This window comes from Citrobacter sp. Cs237 (genome assembly GCF_030332325.1).
GTDB classification, from domain to species: Bacteria; Pseudomonadota; Gammaproteobacteria; order Enterobacterales; family Enterobacteriaceae; genus Citrobacter_A; species Citrobacter_A sedlakii.
In genome coordinates, this window is sequence record NZ_JAOWIB010000032.1 from 125,487 (window position 1) to 150,094 (window position 24,608).

Consider the following 24,608-nt stretch of genomic DNA (forward strand, 5'->3'; position numbering starts at 1 on the left):
CCACACGTAAGACATTACGCGTGGGGTTATCGGTAAGCGCTCAGACGTGGAAGCTTTCGCCGCAGCCACATTCGTCTTTAACGTTCGGGTTGGTGAACTTAAACCCTTCGTTAAGACCTTCTTTGACGAAATCTAACTGCGTACCATCCAGAAATTGCAGGCTTTTGCCGTCGACGACTACTTTCACGCCTTTGTCTTCAAACACGGTGTCTTCCGCCGCCGGTTCATCAACAAATTCCAGTACATACGCCATACCCGAGCAGCCCGAGGTTCTTACACCCAGACGCAGGCCGAACCCTTTACCGCGGTTCGCCAGGAAGGTATTAACTCGCGCTGCTGCACTGTCGCTAAGTGTAATCGACATAACAAAACCTCAACTCTTCTTATTTTGCTTCACGTTTACTTTTGTAGTCCGCAATGGCGGCTTTGATCGCGTCTTCTGCCAGGATAGAGCAGTGAATTTTCACTGGCGGCAGCTCAAGCTCGTCGGCAATATCGGTGTTTTTGATCGCCTGCGCTTCGTCCAGCGACTTCCCTTTGACCCATTCGGTGACCAGGGAGCTGGAGGCGATGGCGGAACCGCAGCCGTAGGTCTTAAAACGCGCGTCTTCAATGATACCTTCATTGTTGACTTTAATCTGCAACTTCATTACGTCGCCACAGGCTGGCGCGCCGACCATACCGCTGCCGACGTTCTCGTCGCTGTTGTCGAAGGAACCCACGTTACGCGGATTCTCGTAATGATCGATGACTTTTTCGCTGTATGCCATGTTGAATTCTCCTTATCGGTACCGATTAATGATGTGACCATTCGATGCTGTTCAGATCCACACCCTGCTTGTGCATTTCCCACAGCGGAGAAAGATCGCGCAGACGGCCAATGGATTTACGAACCAGTTCGATGGTGTAATCAATCTCTTCTTCGGTAGTAAAACGACCTAAAGAGAAACGGATAGAGCTATGCGCCAGCTCATCGGTCATCCCCAGCGCGCGCAGTACGTAGGATGGCTCGAGGCTTGCGGAAGTACAGGCTGAACCGGACGATACCGCCAGGTCTTTCAGCGCCATGATCAGTGACTCGCCTTCAACGTAGTTAAAGCTGACGTTAAGAATGTTCGGCGCGCCCTGTTCGAGATCGCCGTTCAGGTAGACTTCTTCCATATCTTTCACGCCGTTCCACAGACGGTTACGCAGCGCGCGCAGGCGCGCCATTTCGGTTTCCATCTCTTCTTTGGCGATACGATAGGCTTCACCCATACCGACGATCTGATGAACAGGCAGGGTGCCGGAACGCATACCGCGCTCGTGTCCGCCGCCATGCATCTGCGCTTCAATACGAATACGCGGTTTACGACGAACGTACAGCGCGCCGATCCCTTTCGGGCCATAGATTTTGTGGCCGGAGAAGGACATCAGATCCACTTTCAGTTGGCTCAGATCGATAGGCAGTTTGCCCACGCTCTGGGTGGCGTCCACGTGATAGATGATGCCGCGCGCACGGCACATTTCGCCGATAGTCGCGATATCCTGCACCACGCCGATTTCGTTGTTCACGTGCATGATAGACACGAGGATGGTGTCATCACGCATTGCCGCTTCGAGCGCTTTCAGATCGATAATACCGTTGCTCTGCGGCGCCAGGTAGGTGACTTCAAACCCTTCGCGCTCAAGCTGACGGCAGGTATCCAGCACGGCTTTGTGTTCGGTTTTGCTGGTGATGATGTGCTTGCCTTTTTTCTGATAAAAGTTGGCTGCACCTTTGATCGCCAGGTTATCGGACTCTGTCGCACCGGAGGTAAAGACAATTTCACGCGGGTCGGCGCCGACCAGCTCGGCAATCTGATTACGGGCAATATCGACCGCTTCTTCCGCCTGCCAGCCAAAACGGTGTGAACGGGAGGCCGGGTTACCAAAGGTTCCGTCCAGCGTCAGGAACTGCATCATTTTCTCGGCAACACGCGGGTCCACCGGCGTGGTTGCGGAGTAGTCGAGATAAATCGGTAATTTCATTGCTCTATAAACTCCGTACATCGCTTCAATGCAAGGAATCAGGCAACCGGCTGGATGTACGACCGAGTTAGCGGGGCAATACGTCATTGCCCCGGCCTGATTCTGAAATACGTTTTACTACTTACTACGCGCGTAATTTAACGTCGATCGCGTCTTGAGCACGATTCGTGCGCGGTGCGTCATGGGTGTGCTGACGATCGGACACATCCAGGACTTCCTGATTATTCACCAGTTCGCCCAACGTAATGTTGTTAAGGAAACCGGTCAGGCGGTCGCTGAGATCGCGCCACAGCGCGTGAGTCAGGCACTTATCGCCGCCCTGACAGCCGCCTTTGCCCTGGCAACGGGTCGCATCCACCGACTCGTCAACAGCGCTGATCACTTCACCTACTGCAATACTGCCGGCATCTTTACCCAGCAGATAACCACCGCCTGGTCCACGTACGCTGGAGACCAGACCATTTTTACGCAAACGGGAGAACAGCTGTTCCAGATAAGAAAGGGAAATACCCTGACGCTCGGAAATATCAGCCAACGGTACCGGGCCCGCTTCGGAGTTGAGCGCAACGTCCAACATTGCGGTCACGGCATAACGCCCTTTAGATGTCAGTCTCATGTCTTACTTAACCTCAAACTCGCCCCTGCCCGGGGTTTTTATTGTAAAATGGGGGTATTGCATAGCAGGGCCAAGTCTGACATTCCTGAGTAAATTGGTCAACTATTTACTTGACTGTTTTAGTCAGGTATTTAACCTTCAGTGCCGTTTTCACCTGCCGGATGGCGCTCCGCTTATCCGGCTTACGGTATGTGCCTTCGGCCTGGCTTACTTCCCTTTCTTTAACTGCTCAATCGACGCCAGCATACCGCGCAGAATGTTCAGCTCCTGGCTCTCCGGACGCGCGCGGGTAAACAGACGGCGCAGTTTGTTCATCACCTGCCCCGGATGGTTCTCACGGATAAAACCTGTTGAAAGCAACGTCTGCTCCAGGTGACCGTAAAAACGCTCCAGATCGTCAACCAGCGGGTAAGGCGTTTCTTCATGCTCCGCGGCGTCCGGGTTTTCCTGCGTCGCCAGCCAGGCCATGCGGACTTCATAGGCGATAACCTGCACCGCCATTGCCAGGTTCAGCGAGCTGTATTCCGGATTAGCGGCAATCGCGACATGGTAATGGCATTTTTGCAGTTCATCATTGGTCAGGCCAACGCGTTCACGGCCAAACACCAGCGCCACCGGCGTATTCGCCGCTTCCGCCACGCTTTTCAGACCGCATTCGCGCGGGTCAAGCATTGGCCACGGCAGCGTACGCGAACGCGCGCTGGTGCCGACCACCAGGCTGCATCCGGCAAGCGCCTCGTCGAGCGTGTCGACGATCTGCGCGTTGCCGATCACATCGCTGGCCCCGGCCGCCAGCGCAATTGCCTGGGAATCCGGCTTCACCAGCGGATTCACCAGCCACAGATTGGTTAACCCCATTGTTTTCATCGCGCGGGCGACAGACCCCATATTGCCGGTGTGGGAGGTTTCGACCAGCACAATTCGAATATTTTGCAGCATTGTCTTTCTTCGTCTAAAGATTATTCGGCCATATTATCATAAACCGGAGACATATTCCGATCTCGCTGCTATACTCTGCGCCGTTTTCCCGTTCTTTAACATCCAGTGAGAGAGACCGATGCATCCGATGCTGACCATCGCCGTGCGCGCAGCGCGCAAGGCGGGTAATGTAATTGCCAAACACTACGAAACGCCTGACTCAGTAGAAACCAGCCAGAAAGGCAGCAATGATTTCGTGACCAACGTCGATAAAGCCGCAGAAGCGATTATTATCGAAACGATCCGCAAATCTTACCCACAGCACACCATCATCACCGAAGAAAGCGGTGAACATGAAGGTACCGATCAGGATGTTCAATGGGTTATCGATCCACTGGATGGCACGACCAACTTCGTTAAACGTCTGCCGCACTTCGCGGTATCAATTGCGGTCCGCATTAAAGGCCGTACCGAAGTCGCCGTGGTTTACGATCCGATGCGCAATGAACTGTTCACCGCCACCCGCGGTCAGGGCGCGCAGCTGAACGGTTACCGTCTGCGCGGTAGCAACGCGCGCGACCTGGATGGCACCATCATCGCTACCGGGTTCCCGTTCAAAGCGAAACAGCACGCCACCTCTTACATGAATATCCTCGGCAAAATGTTTACCGAGTGCGCTGACTTCCGCCGCACTGGCTCCGCCGCGCTGGATCTGGCCTATGTTGCCGCCGCGCGCGTTGACGGTTATTTCGAAATCGGCCTGCGTCCGTGGGATTTCGCCGCAGGCGAGCTGATCGCCCGTGAAGCGGGCGCGCTGGTATGCGACTTCACCGGCGGCCATAACTACATGACGACCGGCAACATCGTGGCGGGTAACCCGCGCGTAGTGAAAGCGATGCTGGCCAGCATGCGTGACGAACTGAACGACGCGCTGAAGCGTTAAGCAAAATGCCGGAGCCCGCCTCCGGCATTTATTCAAAACGGCCTCAGGCCCCTTCCCGTCGGCGCCGCACTCACCCACATCACCACCGCAGCAATCATTAAGAACGTCCCTCCGGCTAAGGCCAGCGTCAACCATCCTACCTGCCGCCACAATACCGGCGCACTGTTGCCGCTCAGTCTGGCCGCCAACGTCCGGAAGCTGTGCACCAGCAGCGCCAGCGATGTAATAGTGAGCGATGTCCCTGCCGCCATCGCCAGCGCCGAGGCCATTCCCCAGTAAAAAACGCCGATGACTTTGCTGAACAGCAGTACCATGATTGCGCCGGAACAGGGACGCATCCCCATTGACAGAATAATCATCAGCCGGGCGCGCCAGTCGTCATCGTTGCTTAGCTGCTGCGGATCCGGTAAATGCTGATGCCCGCAGCCGCAGTTTTCATGATGCGTATGGTGCGGCGTAAAGGCGATAAATTTGGGCTTTCGCAGCAGCGCGCGCAGCTTTTTCAACGCCCGCCAGCAGAGCAGGAGCCCGAGGACGCCAACCAAAGCGTAACTGCCCTTTTCGAGCCAGAAACTGCTCAAATGGAGTTGCCTTGCCGGAAGCTGTAGCACGCCAAGCACCAGCACCACCAGTCCAATCGCCACCAGCCCTTGCAATAGCGAGGATGCCAGCGTCAGGCCGATACTCGATTTCAGCTTAGAAGGATGGGTCGCCAGCCAGGTCGCGATCACCACCTTGCCATGCCCTGGCCCCAGCGCATGCAGCACGCCATACATAAAGCTGAACAGCAGCAGCGAGCCGCCCGCCTGTGCCGGATTCGCGGCAACGGTCTTCAGCAAAACGCCCATCTGCTGATTAACTTCCCGCTGCCAGAGCACGCTTTTAATCATCACCTGCGGCCATGCCTGCCAGAGCCAGACGCCGCCCACGGTAGCCAGCAATAAAAACAGCGCCAGCGGCCAAAGAGCCATCCAGCGGCGTGAAGGAAGACGAGTGGGTGACATTACCGACATCTCACGGTGACCTTCTGCGCAAATTGTTTACCCAGTTCCATATCTTCCGGCGGCGCGTCCGCTTTATCCAGCGACTGGGCAAATCTCAGGGATTCTTCGCTGGGGGTCGGGGTATGCATGGCAATGTCGCACTGCGTTGCCATCGCCGGAGAGAGCGTGGCGTCACTGTCTTCTTCATAACTCATATCGACGTAATAGCTGGGATCGAAAGTAGAAAAGGTAAAGGTTTGCCCGCTCAGCGGCTGCGGTTCAGCGAGTGGCAGAGTAAACGTCAGTACAGCCTGATGGGCTTCACGCGCCATACCGTATTCCGTGGGACGATTTTTAAATTTCACCCGCTGCCCGTTATGCCACATTTCGGTGAAATAATGCTGTCCCAGCACGTTCGCCATCACTTCCGCCGCCAGTTTCTTCCAGACTTCCGAGCCGGGTTTCGCCTCCCCCGCGTCGTAAAGCAGGTCGGCTGAGGTTAACTCATCCATCGTCCAGCGCATTTTTAACGCGATCAGCCGACCATCCTCACTCACCGTTTCTGTTTTCAGGCGAATAAAGCTATGAGGATGCGCCACCGCCATAGAGGTCATAAAAAACATCAGGCACGCCAGCGCGCTGCGTTTAACCAGTGGCATCATTACCTCTCAATTCGGCTACAGGCCACGAAAAACCAGCGTGGCGAAACTGACCGAGAGGATAGCAAAGAAATCTGTAAAATTGGGCGCGGATTTCGTGTCTCGATTCAGTTCTCATTTTTGATATTTTCCCGCCGCGTTGTTCAACACGCCAACGCCAAATTTTGCTTCGCCAACGGCAATATGATGCATAAATGTTAATGAATAGTTTCAATAACACTAAAAAATAACACAAACTGTCTCTGCCAAAGGCTAACTCACTCCAAATTAAACATTAATTTAACTCTGTATTCTCCAAAAAATAACAATTAAGGGCATTGATCACATTTAGCAAACTTATGATTCATTGCCTCTTCCCTTCGTTGCTAATCTCGTGGCGTGACATGCCCTGGTCCCTACAAAAGGAACAACAATGAAATTCAAACTCGCATTACTCAGTGCCACTCTGGTTTCTGCATGCATGTTGTCCGGCACGTCCTTTGCGGCAGAAAAATATGAAATCGCTGTGGTTGCAAAAGTGACGGGGATTCCATGGTTCAACCGCATGGAAACCGGCGTCAATGAAGCGGCGAAAAAGCTCGACGTCAACGCTTACCAGACCGGTCCGTCAACGCCCGATCCGGCGCAGCAAGTGAAAGTGATTGAAGATCTGATTGCCAAGAACGTGAACGCGATCATTGTGGTCCCGAATGACGCGAAAGTCCTTGAGCCGGTTCTGAAGAAAGCGCGCGATAAGGGGATTGTCGTCCTGACTCACGAGTCACCTGACCAGCAGATCGGTCAGTGGGATATTGAAACCATCGACAGCGAGAAGTACGCGCAGGCGAACGTTGACGAACTGGCGAAAAACATGGGTGGAAAAGGCGGCTACGCCATTTACGTTGGTTCGCTGACCGTACCATTGCACAACGCCTGGGCCGACTACGCCATTAAGTACCAGAAAGAAAAATACCCTGACATGTTTGAAGTGACTTCGCGCCTGCCGGTGGCGGAGAGCATCGATAAATCCTACGCCACAACGCTGGATCTGATGAAAACCTACCCGCAGATGAAAGGCGTTATCGGGTTTGGCTCGCTGGGTCCGATCGGCGCAGGCCAGGCGGTACAGAAAAAACGGGCGAAAGATAAAATCGCCGTGGTTGGGATCGCGATGCCAGCACAGGCCGCGCCGTATCTGATGCGCGGTGATATCAAGAAAGCGATGTTGTGGGATCCAAAAGACGCTGGTTACGCGCTGGTCACGGTCGCCGATCAACTGCTGCAGGGCAAAGAGGTGACGCCGGATCTGACCATCGACGGTTTAGGGAAAGCCGATGTCGACATGGAACAGAAAGTGATTCGCTTTAATAAGATCCTCGAAGTCACCAAAGACAACGCACAATCGCTCGGTTTCTAAGGCTTTTTGCCAACACCAGGGAAACCCAACGCCGTTCGTCTGAACGGCGCTATCAATAAAAATTAACACTTAGCGCCCTTCGGGGCGCTCGCAGGGGTATTGTCCATGACAGACACCACCGCATTTATCACTCTTGAGAATATCAGCAAGCAATTCCCGGGCGTGCTGGCGCTGGATAACGTGAATCTGACGCTGAAAAAAGGCGAAGTTCACTGCCTGGCAGGACAGAACGGCTGCGGAAAAAGCACCATCATTAAAGTGATTTCGGGCGTTTATCAGCCGGAAAAAGGGGCGCAGATCCAGTTGGATGGAAAACTGTTCCACCATCTTTCTCCGCAGCTCTCTTCACATTATGGCATCCAGGTGATCTATCAGGATTTATCCCTGTTCCCCAACTTCAGCGTGGCAGAGAACATTGCCGTCAACCGCTACCTACCCGGCGGCGATATCTGGGTACGCCGCGGCGCAATGAAACAACAGGCGCTGGCGGCAATGCGGCGCATTGGCGTGTCCATCGATCCGGACAAAAAAGTCGAAAAGCTGTCGATTGCCGACCGCCAACTGGTGGCTATTTGCCGCGCCATTGCCGCCGAAGCACGGCTGGTCATTATGGATGAACCTACCGCTTCGTTGACCCGCCAGGAGGTTAACGGCCTGCTGCGGGTGGTAAACGAACTTAAGGCAGATGGCATCTGCGTGGTGTTTGTCAGCCACCGGCTTGATGAAGTGATGGAAGTGGCGGACCGCATCAGCGTCATGCGTGACGGCAAGCTGGTGGGCACGTATCCGGCAAGCGAGCTCGACAGCCACGAGCTGGCGTTCCTGATGACCGGCCAGCGCTTTCATTACAGCCCGCTCCCGGAAAAACCGTCGCCTGAGCAAGAACCCCTGCTTGAGCTACGCAACCTGAGCCGTCGTGGAAAATATCAGGACATCAATTTGTCGCTGCGCAGCGGCGAAATCGTGTCGATTGTCGGTTTACTGGGCGCCGGGCGCACCGAGCTGTGCCTGAGCCTGTTTGGCATGACCCAGCCGGAAAGCGGTGAAATTCGGATCAACGGTCAGCCGGTCCGGCTGCGTAATAACCAGGATGCTATCCGGCATGGGATCGGCTATGTCTCGGAGGATCGCCTGACGCAAGGGCTTATCATGGATCAGTCGATCTATGACAACACCATCGTCACAGTTTACGACAAACTGCATACGCGCAGCGGTCTGCTGGACCATCGCCACGCGCAAAAACAGGTCGCCGGACTGATCCGTGAACTGAACATAAAGGTTTCCGATCCGCAACTGCCGGTAAAAACGCTGTCCGGCGGAAACGCCCAGCGTATCGCCATTGCCAAATGGGTGGCGACCAGCCCACGGATTCTGATCCTCGATTCACCCACCGTGGGCGTGGATATCGCCAATAAAGAAGGGATCTACCAGATCGCCCGCGACCTGGCGGAGCAGGGAATGGCGGTGCTGATGATTTGCGATGAGATCCCGGAAGCCTATTACAACAGCCATCGCGTGCTGGTGATGCGTCGCGGAAAGTTGGTGGCGGAGTTTAACCCGCATCGCTGCTCTGAACAGGATATTGCCGAGGTGGTAGAGGTCATCCATGAATAATAATCGTCTCTCCCGCTTAGCGGGACACCATGAATTTTGGCTCGGCCTGCTGGTGATTGCGCTGGCGGTCGGGCTGAGCATCAAAACCGATGAATTTCTGTCGTTAGGTAACCTGACGGATGTCGCCACCAGCTACGCGATCCTCGGCATCCTCGCCTGCGGGCTGTTTGTGGTGCTGATCTCCGGCGGTATCGATATTTCGTTTCCGGCGATGACCGCCATTGCGCAGTATGCGATGGCAAGCTGGGTTATTGCCCACGGCGGCAACTTCCTGCTGGCCCTGGCGCTGGCCTGCGTCGTCGGGCTGCTGCTCGGCTTGCTCAACGGCTTTCTCGTTTACTGGCTGCGCGTACCGGCGATCATCATTACCATCGCCACGCTTAACGTCTATTACGGTCTGCTGGTTTACGCCACCAAAGGCACCTGGCTGTACGGCTTCCCGGACTGGTTTATGAACGGCATTAACTGGTTTTCGTTCACCGCCGCCGACGGTTATGACTACGGGCTAACCCTGCCATTGTTGTGCCTGGCGGCAGTGATTGTCTTTACCGCCGTGCTGATGAACTTTACCCGCCTGGGCCGACAAATTTACGCGATGGGCGGCAACCGCGACGCGGCCTCGCGCCTCGGTATGAATCTGCTGAAGCTGCATTTCTACGTTTACGGTTACATGGGGATTCTGGCGGGCGTCGCGGCGGTGGTGCAAGCGCAAATCACCCAGTCGGTAGCGCCAAACTCGCTGCTCGGTTTCGAACTCACTGTGCTGGCGGCAGTAGTGCTCGGCGGCACCAGCATGAGCGGCGGACGCGGCACGCTGACCGGTACGCTGCTCGGGGTGATCCTGTTGGCCTTTTTGCAAAACGGCCTGACGCTGCTGGGCGTCTCATCTTACTGGCACACCGTTTTCAGCGGCGCCATCATCCTGGTCAGCATCAGCGCGACGGCCTGGAACGAAAAACGCAAACTGGCAAGGGAGCTCTAAGATGAAAACGATAGCACGCGTTTTACCCGGTGATGCCATCATTCGCCTGCAGTGCGTCATTATTATTGTCGTTGCCGTGATCTTTTCCGCGCTGCTGGGAAGCCGTTTTTTCAGCGCCGCCAATTTCCAGTCCATCGGCTCGCAGTTGCCGATCCTCGGTATGCTGGCGCTCGGCATGGGGATGACCATGCTTACTGGCGGCATCAACCTGTCGATTATCGCGGGCGCTAACGCCTGTTCGCTGGTCATGGCGGCGATCATCGTCAGTCAACCGGATAACCCGCTGTTTCTGGCGCTGGCGCTGCTGGCGGGCGCAGCGGTGGCCGTAGCGATCGGTGTCGTAAACGGGGCGCTCATCGCCTGGGTCGGCGTCTCACCCATCCTGGCGACGCTCGGTACGATGACGCTGATCTCCGGGTTGAACATTCTACTTTCCAACGGCACGGTGATTTCTGGTTTCCCGACAGCGATTCAGTATCTCGGTAACGCCACTGTCGCCGGTATTCCCGTCGCCCTGCTGCTGTTCCTGCTGGTTGCCGTCCTGCTATGGGTTTTGCTGGAGCACACCACGTTGGGGCGCAGCCTTTATCTGATGGGCTCCAACGAGCAGGCGACCCGCTACAGCGGCGTGAATACAGTGCGGGTGCAAATCTCGGTCTATGTCATTTCCGCTCTGCTCGGCTGGGTGGCGGCCATCTTGATGATGGCCAAGTTCAATTCGGCGAAAGCCGGCTACGGCGAGTCGTACCTGCTGGTGACCATTCTCGCCTCAGTGCTGGGCGGCATTAACCCGGACGGCGGCTTTGGGCGCATTATCGGCCTGGTGCTGGCGCTGGTGGTGCTGCAAATGCTGGAGAGCGGCTTTAATTTGCTGGGGATCAGTAGCTATCTGACCATGGCGCTCTGGGGCGCGGTGCTCATCCTCTTTATCGCATTACAGAATCGTAAAGCCTGATTTCAGGAGAAAAATGATGGCGAGTTATTTTATTGGTGTGGATGTAGGAACCGGTAGCGCCCGCGCAGGGGTGTTTGATCTCAACGGCAGAATGGTTGGACAAGCCAGCCGTGCGATTGAGATTTATCGTCCGCAGGCCGATTTCGTCGAACAGTCGTCAGACAATATCTGGCAGGCGGTGTGCAACGCCGTTCGCGATGCCATTAATCAGTCAGATATCAACCCTATTCAGGTCAAGGGGTTAGGCTTTGACGCGACCTGTTCGTTGGTGGTGCTCGACAAAGAGGGAAAACCGCTGACCGTTAGCCCGTCGGGGCGCAGCGAGCAGAATATTATTGTCTGGATGGATCACCGCGCCATCACCCAGGCGGAACGCATCAACGCTCTGCACCACCGCGTGCTGGATTACGTTGGCGGTATTATCTCACCGGAAATGCAGACCCCAAAGCTGCTGTGGCTGAAACAGCACATGCCGAACACCTGGGCCAACGCGGGCTATTATTTTGATTTGCCTGATTTCCTGACCTGGCGCGCCACCGGCGACGACACCCGTTCATTGTGCTCCACGGTCTGCAAGTGGACCTATATGGGCCACGAGGACAAATGGGATGCCAGCTACTTCCGCGAAATTGGCCTTGAAGATCTGCTGGAACACGATGCCGCCAAAATTGGCCGCTATGTCAAAACGATGGGCGAACCGTTGGGTCACGGTCTGAGTCAGCGCGCCGCCAGCGAAATGGGACTGATTCCGGGCACGGCGGTGAGCGTGTCGATCATCGACGCCCATGCCGGTACGCTCGGCACCCTGGGCGCCAGCGGCGTGTCGGGCGATGTGGCTGATTTCGATCGCCGGATCGCCCTGATTGGCGGCACCTCGACCGGCCATATGGCGATCTCTAAAGAACCGCGCTTTATCAGCGGCGTCTGGGGACCGTACTACTCAGCGGTGCTACCGGAATACTGGCTTAACGAAGGCGGACAATCCGCCACCGGCGCGTTAATCGATCATATTATTCAGTCACATCCGTGCTACGAAACGCTGCTGGCGCAGGCTACGTCGCAGGACCAAACTATCTATGAAGTGCTCAACGCGCTGCTGCGAAAAATGGCGGGCGAGCCGGAGAACATCGCCTTTTTAACCCGCGATATACATATTCTCCCCTACTTCCACGGTAACCGTTCGCCGCGCGCCAACCCCACCCTCACCGGGGCGATAAGCGGGCTGAAACTATCGCGGACTCCGGAAGATATGGCGCTACAGTATCTGGCCACCATTCAGGCCATCGCGTTGGGGACACGCCATATCATCGAGACCATGAACCAGAGCGGTTACAGTATCGACACCATTATGGCCAGCGGTGGCGGCACCAAGAATCCCGTCTTCGTGCAGGAACACGCTAACGCCACCGGCTGCGCGATGCTGCTGCCGGAAGAGAGCGAGGCGATGCTGTTGGGCGGCGCCATGATGGGCACGATCGCGGCGGGCGTTTTTGAAAGCTTCCCGGAAGCGATGTCGGCGATGAGCCGGATTGGCAAAACGGTGACCCCGCAGACCAACCGCATCAAACAGTATTACGACCGTAAATATCAGGTGTTTCATGAAATGTATCAGGATCATATGAAGTACCGCCAACTGATGCAGGCGGCGTCATGAGCCGCGCATGGCAACAGGCCACCGCCACCTGGACGCTGTATAGCGAGGCGCTGGCCGGACTGGCCGATCATCTGAGCGAGGCGCAGTGGCAGGCGTTAATGGCGGCGCTACGCACTTGCCGGGGGAAAATCGCCGTCACGGGCGTCGGCACCTCCGGCATTGCAGCGCGAAAAATCGCCCATATGCTGGCCTGCGTTGAACGTCCGGCGATCTACCTTAACGCCACCGACGCCGCGCACGGCGACCTGGGTTTTTTGGACGCGGACGATCTGGTCATTATGATCTCTCGCGGCGGGAACTCAGATGAGCTAACGCGCCTGCTGCCAGGACTCGCGGCGAAAAATGTACCGATTATCAGCGTCACCGAAAACGCTGACTCCGCCATCGCCCGCGCCGCCCAACTGGTGATTTCAACAGGCGTTAAGCGTGAAGCCGACCCGCTAAACATGCTGGCGACCACTTCGATTATGCTGGTCATCGCCATTTTCGACGCCGCCTGCGCCTGCCTGATGAGCGAAAGTGGTTACTCAAAAGAGACGCTGTTGTCGGTGCATCCCGGTGGCGACGTTGGATTAACGTTACGCCAGACGCGTTAGCGTTTCCCGCTCCGCCGGCATCGGCGGGGCGTCTTTCAGACAACCGAACGATAAAAAAGCAAAAAATGCGCTTCAGGCGCTGCGTTTCACTCCTTCCTGACGCCCTGTACGTGAAAAATTCTGTGACCTTCCTCAGCAATCCTGACCTAAAGCATTTCATTCGTAATTATTATGGAAAAACTTTAGCTATTCTTATCAAACATACATTCGGGAGGTTCGACAGATGATGCCAACGCTTGCTCCGCCATCTGTACTTTCTGCTCCCCAGCGCCGTTGCCAGGTCTTGCTGACGCTTTTCCAGCCAGGGCAAATTGCCACCGCGGAAACATTCAGCGCGCTTAATGGCGTCGATGATGGGCTTGCCCGCGAAGATGTCACCGAAACGGGACGTGAGATCCAGCGCTATCATCGACTGAGCATCATTTCTGGCCCTGACGGTTGCTACCGGATCGAAGGTACAGCGCTCGATCAGCGCCTCTGCCTGCTGCACTGGCTGAGACGCGGCTTACGGTTATGCCCCAATTTTATTTCCCAGCACTTCTCGCCCGCCCTCAAGCGCGAGCTAAAGCAGCGGGGGATCCTGCGCACGCTCTACGATGACACCAACCTTCACGCGCTGATCAACCTCTGCGCCCGCCGTCTGCAAAAGCCGTTCGAGAGTCGCGACGTGCAGTTTTTACGCCTCTATTTGCAGTATTGCCTTTTGCAACATCACGCGGGCATTGCGCCGGAATTTAATCCGATCCAGCAGCGTTGGGTGCAAACCTGCGCCGAATATCAGCTCGCCCAGGAAATTGGGCGCCACTGGCAGCGACGCGTGCGACAGGATGCGCCGCTCACGGAGTCGCTGTTTATGGCGCTGCTGTTTTCGATGGTGCGTCTGCCCGATCCGATCCGCGACAACCATCAGCAAAACCGGCGGCTACGGCTGACCATCGCCCGTCTGGTGCTGCGCTTTCGCGAACTGGGCGCGGTGCGGTTCAACGATGAACAAGGGCTGAACGATCAGTTATACATTCACCTTGCCCAGGCGCTGAACCGCAGTCTGTTCTCGATTGGTATTGATAACACCCTGCCGGATGAATTCGCGCGTCTGTATCCACGCCTGATGCGCACCACCCGCGAGGCTCTGCGCGGTTTTGAAGAGGAATACGGCGTTGCGTTTTCCGAAGAAGAGACGGGTCTGGTGGCGGTGATTTTCGGCGCGTGGTTGATGCAGGAAAATGATCTACACGAAAAGCAGATCCTCTTACTGACCGGTGATAACCGCATGCTGGAGCAGCAGATAGAACAGCAGCTTCGCGAACTGACGCTACTGCCGTTAAATATCAAACCGGTGCCGATGCGGACATTTCAGCAGGAAGGGTCGCCGCGCGGCGTCGCGCTGATCGTCACGCCTTACACCACGCCGCTGCCCCTGTTTTCACCGCCGCTGATACACGCGGCGGAGGCGTTAACGCCGCACCAGCAACAGCAGATCCGCAAAATGCTGGAGTCAGGCTGAAGCCGTTACTTTTGGCCGCAGCGCCATCGCGGGCAGAGCCACCAGCGCCATCACCCAGAACACGCCGTTGCCCAGATGCTGATAGAGGAATCCGGCAAAGACCGTCATGATGGCGATACTGCCGCCCATCGCCACCGCGGAATAGACCGCCTGCAGGCGAATCACTTCACTCCCCTGCCGCGCGGCGATATAGCGCATCGCGGCCAGGTGACATACGGTAAACGTGCCGCAGTGCAGGATCTGCGCCACAATCAACCACGGCAGCGCGGTGGTCCAGCCCATCAGCGCCCAGCGAATCACGCCGCAGACGGCGGAAAGCAGCAACAGGTCGCGGGCGCTGAAGCGGCGGAACAGCTTTTTGCTAAGAGCGAAGATGACAACTTCCGCCACGACGCCAAGCGACCACAAATACCCTACCGCCGAGGCCGAATACCCGGCCCCCTGCCAGTAAATCGCGCTAAAGCCGTAATAAGCGGCATGCGCCCCTTGCAGCAGGCAGACGCAGGCCAGAAAGCGCCAGCTCTGGGTCACCAACGCTCGCCACGCCGGCCATCCGGCGCTCTCCTGCTGGCGGCTTTCTCCCTGCGGTGGCACGCTCGGACGCAGCAGCATACCGAGCAGCATGGATGCAATCCCCAGGGTGAGCATTACCAGAATCGCCCGATAATCAAACAGACTCACGAGCTTACCGGTTAGCGCCGAGCCGATCACAAAGGCGACTGACCCCCACAAACGCACCCGGCCATAGTCCATCGTGATCTGTTTTTGCCAGGTGTTTGCCAGCGCATCGGTTAACGGCACCAGCGGGGAGAAAAAAAGGTTAAAGCCGACCATCACGACCATCAGCCACGCCACGTGGGTGCCCGCCCAGAATGCCAGCGCGAACACCAGCGTCAGCAGTGCCAGGATGCGCAGCGCTGAAATCAACCGCGACGGGTCGCTGACCCGGGGGGCAATCAACAGGCTGCCAAGAAAACGGGCGATCAGTCCGGCGCCCAGCAGCAAACCGATGGTTTCGGGGGTTAACCCGGCGCCATTGAGCCAGACGCTCCAGAAAGGTAAGAAAATACCGTAGCTAAAAAAATAGGTGAAGTAACCGAGCGCCAGCCAGCGCGTGGAGTGCAAGACCATGATTCCCTCCCGTTTGGAGGCGATAGTCTGGCGATAAACACAGGCTGACGCAAGTGAACATTAACAGCGGGATAACCTCTTTTTTGCCTTAATCAACGCGGATTTGCAGTGCAAAACGGCACGCTTCTCCCGCACTCAATACACGTAATCCCGGCTGCCCCGGCATGTGGTGGGCGTTAACCGGATGCGACTGCGGCTCAAGGCAGAGGAATGACCGACCCGGCATTCTGAACAGCATCAGCCAGGGAGTTTGCGCTGAAAGCGTGATCTTCATCACGCCATGTCGGATGACCGCCCTTCCTCCCCAGCCGGAATAGCCCACATTCAGCCAGCGATCCGCGCCATTATGCGCCCGGCTGAAATCCGCTTCTGGCGGAATGTCGCTGCGCCAGGCCAACGGCAGGTGCTGTTCCCCTTCCGGCCAGTAGCCGCTGGCGGAAAACTGCGCTGTACTTTGCGCGTCAAAAGCAAACCAGGGATGAAACCCACAGCCGTAAAGCATCGGTCGCTGACCCTGATGGGTTATCGAGAGCTGCGCCGCCAGCGTTGCGCCGTCGAGAGCGTAACGCAAGGTGGCCCAATAATCGTAGCCGCAGGGGTGCTGGCTTCGCAGACGCAAAACGCAGTGCTGATCGCCAGCGTCGGCCACCTCCCAGCGTTGACGCCAGCCGTCTCCGTGCAGCCAGAACGTGGGGTCAGCATCATGCAAGGGCAGTTGAACGTCGCCGTCGCGCTGGGAAAAACGGTTTCCCGCCACACGGTTAGCCACCGGCAACATGGGAAATAGCCCACCCGCGCCGTCGCCTGTATACAATACTGGCTGCTGATGTGGTAACGAAAACAGCGTCAGCAGCCTGCCTCCTTGCGGATCCACGCGCATCCGCAGATGCGCGTTTTGCAGCGTCAGCGCGGTGCTCATGAACGTGCGCTTTTCTTCTGCGCCGACGGGCTGGTTTTCAGCTGTTTAGCCGCCAACTGTTCTTCCAGCGCTTCCAGCGTCACGCCTTTGGTCTCCGGCACGTTACGCAGGATGTACAGAAAACCCATCGCGCAAATCACGCCATAGAGCAGGAAGCTGCCTGCCGCGCCGAGTCCGGCATTGAGCAGCGGAAAGGTATACGTCAACAGGAAGCAGGCGATCCACAGCGCCAGCGTCCCCAGCGACATCGCCAGACCGCGCACCCGGTTGGGAAAAATCTCGGAAAGCAGCACCCAGGTTACCGGGGCAAGGGTCATGGCATAGATCGCGATCGCCGCCAGTACCAGAACCAGCACCGGCCAGCCCATGATCCCCATGCCATACGCGCCCGCAATCAGCACATAGATGACAGTCAGACCGGATGCGCCAAACAACATCAGTTTGCGTCGACCAATTTTGTCGACCAGCGGCAGCGCGGCAAGCGTAAACACCAGGTTAATGATGCCGGTGGCGACGATGGATTTCAGCGTACCGTTAATGTCGAAGCCCGCAGAGGCGAAGATCTCCTGGGCATAGTTGAAGATCACGTTGATCCCGCACCACTGCTGGAACACCGCAAGCACCATCCCGATAACCACGATCGGCTTGATCTGCGGCTGTAGCAGCGTCGACCAGGCGACTTTATGGTTATCTTTACGCAGGGAGTGTTCAATCTCTTTCAGCGTCTGCCCGGCGTACTCCGTACTGCCAATCCGCTGTAGCATCGCGCGCGCCCGCTCCGGTTTCCCCGCTTTCACCAGCCAGCGCGGCGACTCCGGCACAAAAAACATCAGCACCAGAAACGCCAGCGCCGGAACAAGCTCGGCGCCAAACATCCAGCGCCAGCCGGTCTGACCGTTCCAGCTTTCCACGATGGCCTGTTGCGTCGCGCCTGGCGCGACGGGTTCGGCGATCAGCAGGTTGATCAGCTGCGCCGCGAGCACGCCGATCACAATAGTTAACTGGTTAACCGCCACAAAGCGACCGCGCTTTTCCGCCGGACTGACCTCGGCGATGTACAGTGGACTCAGGGCTGAGGCCAGACCGATCCCGATACCGCCGACGATGCGGTAAATAACAAACATATCGAAATTATGGGCAACGGCGGTTCCCCATGCCGAGGCGCTGAACAGAATGGCCGCGAGGATCAGCGGCATTTTGCGACCGAACTTATCGGCGCACCAGCCGGAAATCAGCGCGCCAAAAATACAGCCCACCAGCGCGGAACTCATTGCCCAGCCGGACTGCGCCGGATCGGTAATGGAAAAGTACGCTTCATAAAAGGGCTTTGCCCCACCAATGACCACCCAGTCATAGCCAAACAATAAACCGCCGCAGGCCGCAACCAGACAAATGGTCCAGACGTAGCCGATATTCAGGTGTGTCTGCGCATTATTCATGTTGATTCCTCTTTCAGGGAAACGCAGGGAACAGGAGGTTGTCGGTGGTGTTTCCACCACCGGTTCAGGGTTTAGTTCCATAACGCCAGGGGGATGGCGTGGCGCAGGAGCAGCGCTTTGTCATGCGCCGGATTCACCTGCAATAATGCGTCGAACGCCAGCTGGCTGGCGGTAAGATTGCCCAGCCCCAGATGCCCTAACGCGGTGATAAACAGACAGTGCTGTTGGTGCTTCGCCGCCGCGGGCGTATCAAGCACCACCAGATCCGGCAACGAAACGGCGAAGAAGTCCACCTCTGGCACGTTGTCACGCTGAGTTTCAACCCAATGCAGGAAGCTCTGGAACAACCGCTCCGCAGCGTGATGCTCGCCCAGCGCCTTCAGCGCCATGCCCTGCCAGAACAAGTAATCCACCGGTTGATCGTTATAATAGCGGCCGGCATCAAGCGAACTGCCGCCGCGCGTCGCTCGCGCAAAATAGCGCTGCGCCTCGTCGTGATGCCCCTGTTGCTGCGCGCAGTAGCCAAGCAGATACCAAATGTCATTATCCGTTTGCCCCGGCAAACGCCCCTCGCCCAGGTTATGCGGATAGCTCAGCGCCTGTTGCAGCAGGTAGACCGCATTCTGGTACGCGCCTTCGCCGATTGCCGCCAGCGCCCGATGCATCTGGTTGATCAGGTACTGGCCGGTCGCCTTCCCTTCGCCCCCTTCCCAGGGATGGAATGCCCGCTCGCGCAGGACCTTCGCCGCCGCCTCGTAGTCGCCCAGTCCGTTCCACAGGCTGAGCAATTCCACAGTGAGATCGTCGCGCTGAAAAACAACGGACTGGCGGGAGACCAGCTGTTGCAGACGCTGTGCAGCAGGGGTAGCCAGCAGTTTGTCGAGGTAATCCCGTTCAAACAGGAAGCGGGCGTTGTCCGGCTCCAGCGCCACCGCCTGCGAAAGGTACTGTCGCGCCAGTACGGCATCCTGCTGTTTATTCCATGCGTAGATGCCTAGCAGACGATGCACCGGTGCGAAATCCGCTTCCTGCGCAAGCGTGAACTGCCAGCAGGCCAGCGCCGCATCGTAACGGCGTTTGCTGTACCAGAAGCAGCCGAGTAAATATTGCGCCCACGGGCTGTCCGGTAGCGTTTGCAGCATTTGCACTTCGTCGAGCGTATTCGGGAAGCGCACCCGGTTGTGCAGACAGGCGCGTGACCGATCAATCAACGACTGCGGGTTATCGCTCAGGGATGCGCGCCAGAGCAGCGGCAGCGTTTCCTGGCTGTCCAACAGCGCCAGCACGTCGCGCGCAGCGTCTTGCTGACCACAGGAGAGCAGCCAGCCCGCCAACTCACAGGCGTTAGTACCGCGTCGTCCCGTGATGGCAATCAACGCATCTTTCGTTGACTCGTCGCGGCTCACCGCCCAGCGCGCATAGTGCAGCGCGTAGCTGAGCGGATAATCGCGAAGCTGCCGATCGATCCAGGTCAGCGCGTCAGCTTCACGGCCCAGCTTCGCCAACACCAGCGCCTTTAACCCCATCGCCAGGTTGTTACTACCGTTAACGCGCAGGCTTTGATTGACTTTGTCCAGCGCGTCCGCGTAATTTCCCCGCCGCATCGCTATTCGCGCCAGCGACCAGAACGCGGCATCCCGACAGTTCCCGCTCCAGCTCGCTTTAAAGTAGTGATCCCATGCCGCGTCGAAATTCCCCTGCCGCTCCAGCGCGGCGGCAAGCAACATGCTGGCTTCGCCGTCACGCGGGTTTTTGTTGAGCTTGTGCGCCCGCGCCAACGCGGCGCTCGCACACTGTGCCGCCAGCGTCCAGTCCGCGCGGTTTAGCGCCAGCGTACCCAGCGCGACGTTGTTGCGATAATCCAGCGGATCCACCTCCAGCGCCCGACGATAGTAATCCTCGGCATAACGGCTGGCATGGTTGTATTGCTCCAGGTGCTGACCAATAAAGTAGAGTTCCTCGGTATTGGAGAGCGCTTCCGGCATCGCCGGCGCCGTTGCTGCCGACGGCAGGGGAACCTCCCCGGCGATGTGTTCTTCGTATTTCAGCCATTCCCGTCCATCAGGATGGCTTACCGTCATCGTGATCCGGTCCGGGCCGTTTTCCACGATCCGTGTCATCCAGCTCTGGCCCGGCGCCAGCGTCAGGGTGGTTTCATAAAAAGGCGCGCCCTCTGCGCTGAGCGTCACTCGGGCCTCATGCAGCGGCGCGATGGCGTAAACGCCAACCGACAGAGCGCCGTCTTCACGCACCAGACGGAGCGCCAGATCGGTGCTGGCATTCTGTACCATGCCCAGTTCGCTGTAAGGAAGGAAGTTCTGGACGAACACCTTTTCTTCATAAGGCGCAAGCCAGGTAAAATCCGGCTGGTTATCAGTGAAAACGCCGGTCATCAGTTCGATATACGGGCCGTTATCATCGGTCAGGTTACGATCCCAGGCGACGCCAAAATCGCCGTATCCCCAGGTCCACTGTTTTTTACCCGGTGAAACGTGATGATCGGCCACATGCAACAGGCCACCACGTTCACCGTGATGCCAGGCGCCGACAAAGTCATAGTCTGACTTTTCCGCCATGTAGGAGGTCGGAACCGGCACGTTTTTGTAGCGGGAGATATCCACGCCCGCCGAGTAATCGACTTTATAGTAGGTGCCGGTGGCGATCGGAAAAGCAGAAACGTCGCGCTTGCCGTGGTCAAATACCGCCGTCACGTCCGGCGGAAATACGCTCTGATGATCGTCCCCCCCCTTCACCGCCGGGTTAGCCCACCACAAAAAATGGCGCGGTGTCGCGTTGCCGTTGAATACCTTACCGGTGATTTCAATCAGCGCGCGATCCGGATACAGCGTAAAACCAGCCATAACCTGCAAACCGCGCATCGGCTCCACCTCGCCCATCCAGACGGTTTGTTCGCCGTTTTCACCCGCCTGGACGGTGAAATCCACCGGCATAAAGGTGGTGGGACGGTGGTGCTGCGGCCAGTTAAACTCAATGCCGCCGGAGATCCACGGCCCCAGCAAGCCGACCAGCGCGGGTTTCACCACTTCGTTGTAATAGACAAAATCGCGCGCCCGTACTTTGTCGTAAGCGCGATGAATACGTCCACCCAGCGCCGGTAGCAGCATGACGCGGATAAAATCGTTCTCCATCCACACGGCCTGATACTCACGCATCTCACGTTTGCCGGTCAGCGTATCAATAACGCCATACGGATACACGGCGCCGGAAGAGCCCTGGTAGACGCGCTTTTCAAGAAACATGGGGTTTGGATCTTCTTCCCCCACCGTCCAGGTCGGAAGTGATAAGGTTTCCTGCCAGACCTTAACTGAACCGTACATGCTGCCTCCACTCAATGAATAAAAGTAAAATATCGACTTAAGGCTATTGTGGTACAGTTAACTGGCGTTAAAATGCGCAACGCTCACGCAATATAGTTAAGGGAGTTAAGTGTATGCGCCATTTAGGCTACAACAATGCGCGGGTCCGGCAGGCAAACAAACAGCTCTTTCTGGCGCATTTATGGCGTGAGAAACAGCTCAGCAAGTCGCAGCTGGCGCAAATGACCGGCCTGTCGATTCCGGCAGTGAGCAATATTCTGCAGGAGTTAGTGGATGAGGGACGGCTCTGCCACTCCAGAGAAACGCTGAGCCAGCGTGGTCTGAGCAACGGAAGCTTTCACCTGCCCGAACGCGGGGCCTGGACGCTCTGTATGAACGTGACGCCGACCAGCCTCACCAGCCAACTGGCGGACGCCCGTCTGGTCGCCGTCGGCGACTGGCGGCACGAGGTAATCAATGCCGCCACGCCGAAAGACTTGCTCAGCGCTATAGCCCGCCACTGGCGCGTATACCAGCAGCGCTATCCTGAGATCACCCTTAATCTGGCGCTGGGCGTGCACGGTCAGGTTGACCCGATTACCGGTGCGTCGAAAACCATGCCGCAGGCGCCGTGGAAAACCCCGGTAGAGATAAAATATCTCCTGGAAGAAATGCTTGGCGTGCAGGTTCGTCTTGATAATGACTGCGTGATGCTGGCGCTGGCGGAGAAATGGCAAAACCCGGCGGCCAATGAAGATTTCTGCGTGATTAACGTCGATTATGGGATTGGTTCTTCCTTTGTCATCAATGACAGCATCTGGCGCGGCAGCCTGTACGGCAGTGGACAGATAGGACACACCATTATTCATCCGGACGGCGTCGCCTGCGACTGTGGTCGCTACGGTTGCCTGGAAACCGTGGCCTCGCTGAGCGCGCTGAAAAAACAGGCGAGGGTGTGGATGAAAACGCAACCCATACCCGAGCTGGATCCGGAGACGCTCACCACGGACAGACTGATTGAAGCATGGCGGCAGGGTGACGTGCGTATTCAGGCATGGGTGGAACATGCGGCGAACGCCATCGGATTAAGCCTTTATAACTTCCTTAATATCCTCAATATTAACCAGATCTGGCTATACGGGCGTAGCTGTGCTTTTGGCGAAAGCTGGCTAAATACCTTACGCCAGCAAACCGGATTTAATCCTTTCGACCATGGCGATAATCCGCGGGCGAAAGCGACGCGGATCGGCTTTGGCACGTTGAGCCGCGCGCAGCAGCTTATGGGTATTGGCTATTTATACGTTGAATCGCAGTTGAGCGAGATTGACCCGGAGCGCCGCGGCGGCGAGGGAAGCGTGAGGGCATTTTATTCAGATAACCGGGCATCAGAGTGACGCCCGGCATAACATCGCGACCGGATGGTCAGGCATGCGCCGCCATCCGGCATTCGCAGTGAATTACGCGTAAACCGGGAAGCGTGCGCAAATATCCAGAACGTTACCTTTCACGCGCTCAATCACCGCGTCGTCATTGATATTGTCCAGAACGTCACACATCCAGCCCGCCAGCTCTTTCACTTCCGCTTCTTTAAAGCCACGGCGAGTGACAGCCGGAGAACCGATACGGATACCGGAAGTCACAAACGGGCTCTTCGGATCGTTCGGTACGCTGTTTTTGTTTACGGTGATGTTGGCGCGACCCAGCGCGGCGTCAGCTTCTTTACCGGTCAGGTTCTTATCAACCAGATCCAGCAGGAACAGGTGGTTTTCAGTTCCGCCGGAGACTACCTTGTAGCCACGGTTCAGGAACACTTCCACCATCGCTTTAGCATTTTTCGCAACCTGCTGCTGGTAAACTTTGAATTCTGGCTCCATCGCTTCTTTCAGCGCTACCGCTTTCGCCGCGATAACGTGCATCAACGGGCCGCCCTGCGCGCTCGGGAACACGGCGGAGTTCAGTTTTTTGTACAGCTCTTCGTCACCGCCTTTCGCCAGGATCAGGCCGCCGCGAGGACCCGCCAGCGTTTTGTGGGTGGTGGTGGTCACAACGTGAGCGTGCGGAACCGGGTTCGGGTAAACGCCCGCGGCGATCAGGCCCGCAACGTGCGCCATATCGACGAACAGATACGCGCCGATGCTGTCGGCGATTTCACGCATTTTGGCCCAGTCAACGATACCGGAGTAAGCAGAGAAACCACCGATAATCATTTTCGGTTTGTGCGCTTTCGCCAGCTTCGCCATCTCTTCGTAGTCAATTTTACCGGACTCATCAATACCGTAAGGCACGATGTTGTACAGTTTGCCGGAGAAGTTAACCGGGGAGCCGTGAGTCAGGTGGCCGCCCTGCGCCAGGTTCATACCCAGTACGGTATCGCCTGGCTGCAGCAGCGCGGTGTAAACCGCGAAGTTAGCCTGAGAACCAGAGTGCGGCTGTACGTTAGCGTAGTCAGCGCCGAACAGTTCTTTCGCGCGATCGATCGCCAGTTGCTCAACGATATCGACATATTCACAACCGCCGTAGTAGCGCTTGCCCGGATACCCTTCAGCATATTTGTTGGTCAGCTGAGATCCCTGCGCCTGCATGACGCGCGGGCTGGTGTAGTTTTCGGAGGCGATCAGTTCGATGTGCTCTTCCTGACGTACTTTTTCCTGCTCCATAGCCTGCCACAGTTCGGCATCATAATCGGCAATGTTCATTTCACGCTTTAACATCCGCATCTCCTGACTCAGCTAACGATAAAATTTTGGCCTTAATTAGGCGGTCCTGTTGGACAACGGCCAACAGTATAACTGAATCATTCTGTGATAACAGGTCTTGACAAAGGATTTTACGCAAACGATTACCTCGGCATTCTATAAGGCTTTGCCGAATGAAGACCTTACGGTTTTCAACGGATTTCTTTTCAGGTTTGTGATGCAGATTTTTCACGTTGTAACTTTTGCAACGCAAAGTCACAAAGAACCATTTACAAA

At 56.8% G+C, this 24,608-nt stretch carries 20 protein-coding genes and 1 pseudogene; 9 read left to right on the forward strand and 12 right to left on the reverse strand.

Annotated elements, in window-relative coordinates; genetic code table 11:
• Positions 1-40 precede the first annotated feature (40 nt).
• The 5 genes from iscA to trmJ all read right to left on the reverse strand — a co-directional run bounded on the left by iscA (position 41) and on the right by trmJ (position 3,565).
• Positions 41-364, reverse strand: coding sequence for an iron-sulfur cluster assembly protein IscA (gene iscA, locus OGY07_RS00920; protein WP_003037681.1), 324 nt, complete (start codon positions 362-364; stop codon positions 41-43).
• Positions 365-383: 19 nt separating this feature from the next.
• Entirely contained in the window at positions 384-770 is a 387-nt protein-coding gene (iscU, locus tag OGY07_RS00925) for a Fe-S cluster assembly scaffold IscU (RefSeq protein WP_002913991.1), read from the reverse strand.
• A gap of 25 nt (positions 771-795) precedes the next feature.
• Positions 796-2,010, reverse strand: a complete 1,215-nt coding sequence (gene iscS, locus OGY07_RS00930) for a cysteine desulfurase (RefSeq protein WP_042291421.1) — start codon at positions 2,008-2,010, stop codon at positions 796-798.
• A gap of 124 nt (positions 2,011-2,134) precedes the next feature.
• Complete coding sequence (gene iscR / locus OGY07_RS00935) at positions 2,135-2,626, reverse strand: Fe-S cluster assembly transcriptional regulator IscR (protein WP_042291424.1); 492 nt, start codon at positions 2,624-2,626, stop codon at positions 2,135-2,137.
• Between the two features lie 207 nt (positions 2,627-2,833).
• Positions 2,834-3,565 (reverse strand): tRNA (cytosine(32)/uridine(32)-2'-O)-methyltransferase TrmJ, encoded by a 732-nt coding sequence (gene trmJ, locus OGY07_RS00940; protein ID WP_286598130.1) that lies wholly within the window; start codon positions 3,563-3,565, stop codon positions 2,834-2,836.
• A gap of 118 nt (positions 3,566-3,683) precedes the next feature.
• On the opposite strand from trmJ, the gene suhB reads away from it, so the two are divergent.
• Entirely contained in the window at positions 3,684-4,487 is an 804-nt protein-coding gene (gene suhB, locus OGY07_RS00945) for an inositol-1-monophosphatase (protein WP_286598132.1), read from the forward strand.
• A 32-nt stretch (positions 4,488-4,519) separates the two neighbouring features.
• Here the strand turns inward: suhB and OGY07_RS00950 are convergent, their stop codons facing one another.
• Together OGY07_RS00950 and OGY07_RS00955 are read right to left on the reverse strand one after the other, a co-directional pair.
• A complete protein-coding gene (locus OGY07_RS00950) occupies positions 4,520-5,500 on the reverse strand; it encodes a nickel/cobalt transporter (RefSeq protein ID WP_286598134.1) in 981 nt (326 codons plus the stop codon).
• Positions 5,491-6,129, reverse strand: a complete 639-nt coding sequence (locus OGY07_RS00955) for a DUF1007 family protein (RefSeq protein ID WP_286598192.1) — start codon at positions 6,127-6,129, stop codon at positions 5,491-5,493. The genes OGY07_RS00950 and OGY07_RS00955 overlap by 10 nt, the downstream gene beginning before the upstream one ends.
• A 412-nt stretch (positions 6,130-6,541) precedes the next feature.
• On the opposite strand from OGY07_RS00955, the gene OGY07_RS00960 reads away from it, so the two are divergent.
• The 7 genes from OGY07_RS00960 (at position 6,542) to csiE (ending at position 14,830) form a co-directional block, all read left to right on the forward strand.
• Positions 6,542-7,525, forward strand: a complete 984-nt coding sequence (locus OGY07_RS00960; protein WP_042291436.1) for an autoinducer 2 ABC transporter substrate-binding protein — start codon at positions 6,542-6,544, stop codon at positions 7,523-7,525.
• A 105-nt stretch (positions 7,526-7,630) separates the two neighbouring features.
• Entirely contained in the window at positions 7,631-9,139 is a 1,509-nt protein-coding gene (locus tag OGY07_RS00965) for a sugar ABC transporter ATP-binding protein (RefSeq protein WP_060570491.1), read from the forward strand.
• Positions 9,132-10,121 (forward strand): ABC transporter permease, encoded by a 990-nt coding sequence (locus OGY07_RS00970; protein WP_042291441.1) that lies wholly within the window; start codon positions 9,132-9,134, stop codon positions 10,119-10,121. Before OGY07_RS00965 ends, OGY07_RS00970 begins: the two co-directional genes overlap by 8 nt.
• Position 10,122: 1 nt before the next feature.
• Positions 10,123-11,076 carry an ABC transporter permease gene (locus OGY07_RS00975; protein WP_060570489.1) on the forward strand — a complete coding sequence of 318 codons (954 nt, stop codon included), beginning with the start codon at positions 10,123-10,125 and terminating at the stop codon, positions 11,074-11,076.
• 16 nt (positions 11,077-11,092) lie between these two features.
• The gene (locus tag OGY07_RS00980) at positions 11,093-12,730 is read left to right on the forward strand and encodes an FGGY-family carbohydrate kinase (RefSeq protein WP_269535400.1); all 1,638 of its coding nucleotides are present in this window, start codon (positions 11,093-11,095) and stop codon (positions 12,728-12,730) included.
• The gene (locus OGY07_RS00985; RefSeq protein WP_286598139.1) at positions 12,727-13,326 is read left to right on the forward strand and encodes a KpsF/GutQ family sugar-phosphate isomerase; all 600 of its coding nucleotides are present in this window, start codon (positions 12,727-12,729) and stop codon (positions 13,324-13,326) included. The genes OGY07_RS00980 and OGY07_RS00985 overlap by 4 nt, the downstream gene beginning before the upstream one ends.
• A 223-nt stretch (positions 13,327-13,549) precedes the next feature.
• Positions 13,550-14,830 (forward strand): stationary phase inducible protein CsiE, encoded by a 1,281-nt coding sequence (gene csiE / locus OGY07_RS00990; RefSeq protein WP_286598140.1) that lies wholly within the window; start codon positions 13,550-13,552, stop codon positions 14,828-14,830.
• Here csiE and OGY07_RS00995 read toward each other — a convergent pair.
• The 4 genes from OGY07_RS00995 to OGY07_RS01010 form a co-directional block, all read right to left on the reverse strand.
• Entirely contained in the window at positions 14,822-15,961 is a 1,140-nt protein-coding gene (locus tag OGY07_RS00995) for a 3-phenylpropionate MFS transporter (protein ID WP_199956574.1), read from the reverse strand. The two genes, csiE and OGY07_RS00995, sit on opposite strands and share 9 nt — an antisense overlap.
• A gap of 88 nt (positions 15,962-16,049) precedes the next feature.
• Complete coding sequence (locus OGY07_RS01000; RefSeq protein ID WP_060570485.1) at positions 16,050-16,880, reverse strand: aldose 1-epimerase; 831 nt, start codon at positions 16,878-16,880, stop codon at positions 16,050-16,052.
• On the reverse strand, positions 16,877-18,319 hold the full coding sequence (locus OGY07_RS01005) for a sugar porter family MFS transporter (protein ID WP_286598144.1): 1,443 nt from the start codon (positions 18,317-18,319) through the stop codon (positions 16,877-16,879). The genes OGY07_RS01000 and OGY07_RS01005 overlap by 4 nt, the downstream gene beginning before the upstream one ends.
• Before the next feature lie 71 nt (positions 18,320-18,390).
• Positions 18,391-21,657 (reverse strand): DUF5107 domain-containing protein, encoded by a 3,267-nt coding sequence (locus OGY07_RS01010; protein ID WP_286598146.1) that lies wholly within the window; start codon positions 21,655-21,657, stop codon positions 18,391-18,393.
• Positions 21,658-21,770: 113 nt separating this feature from the next.
• On the opposite strand from OGY07_RS01010, the pseudogene OGY07_RS01015 reads away from it, so the two are divergent.
• Positions 21,771-22,961: pseudogene (locus tag OGY07_RS01015) on the forward strand (ROK family transcriptional regulator); the annotation flags it as partial.
• A gap of 132 nt (positions 22,962-23,093) precedes the next feature.
• On the opposite strand, the gene glyA reads toward OGY07_RS01015, so the two are convergent.
• Complete coding sequence (gene glyA / locus OGY07_RS01020) at positions 23,094-24,347, reverse strand: serine hydroxymethyltransferase (RefSeq protein ID WP_181822743.1); 1,254 nt, start codon at positions 24,345-24,347, stop codon at positions 23,094-23,096.
• Positions 24,348-24,608: the final 261 nt, after the last annotated feature.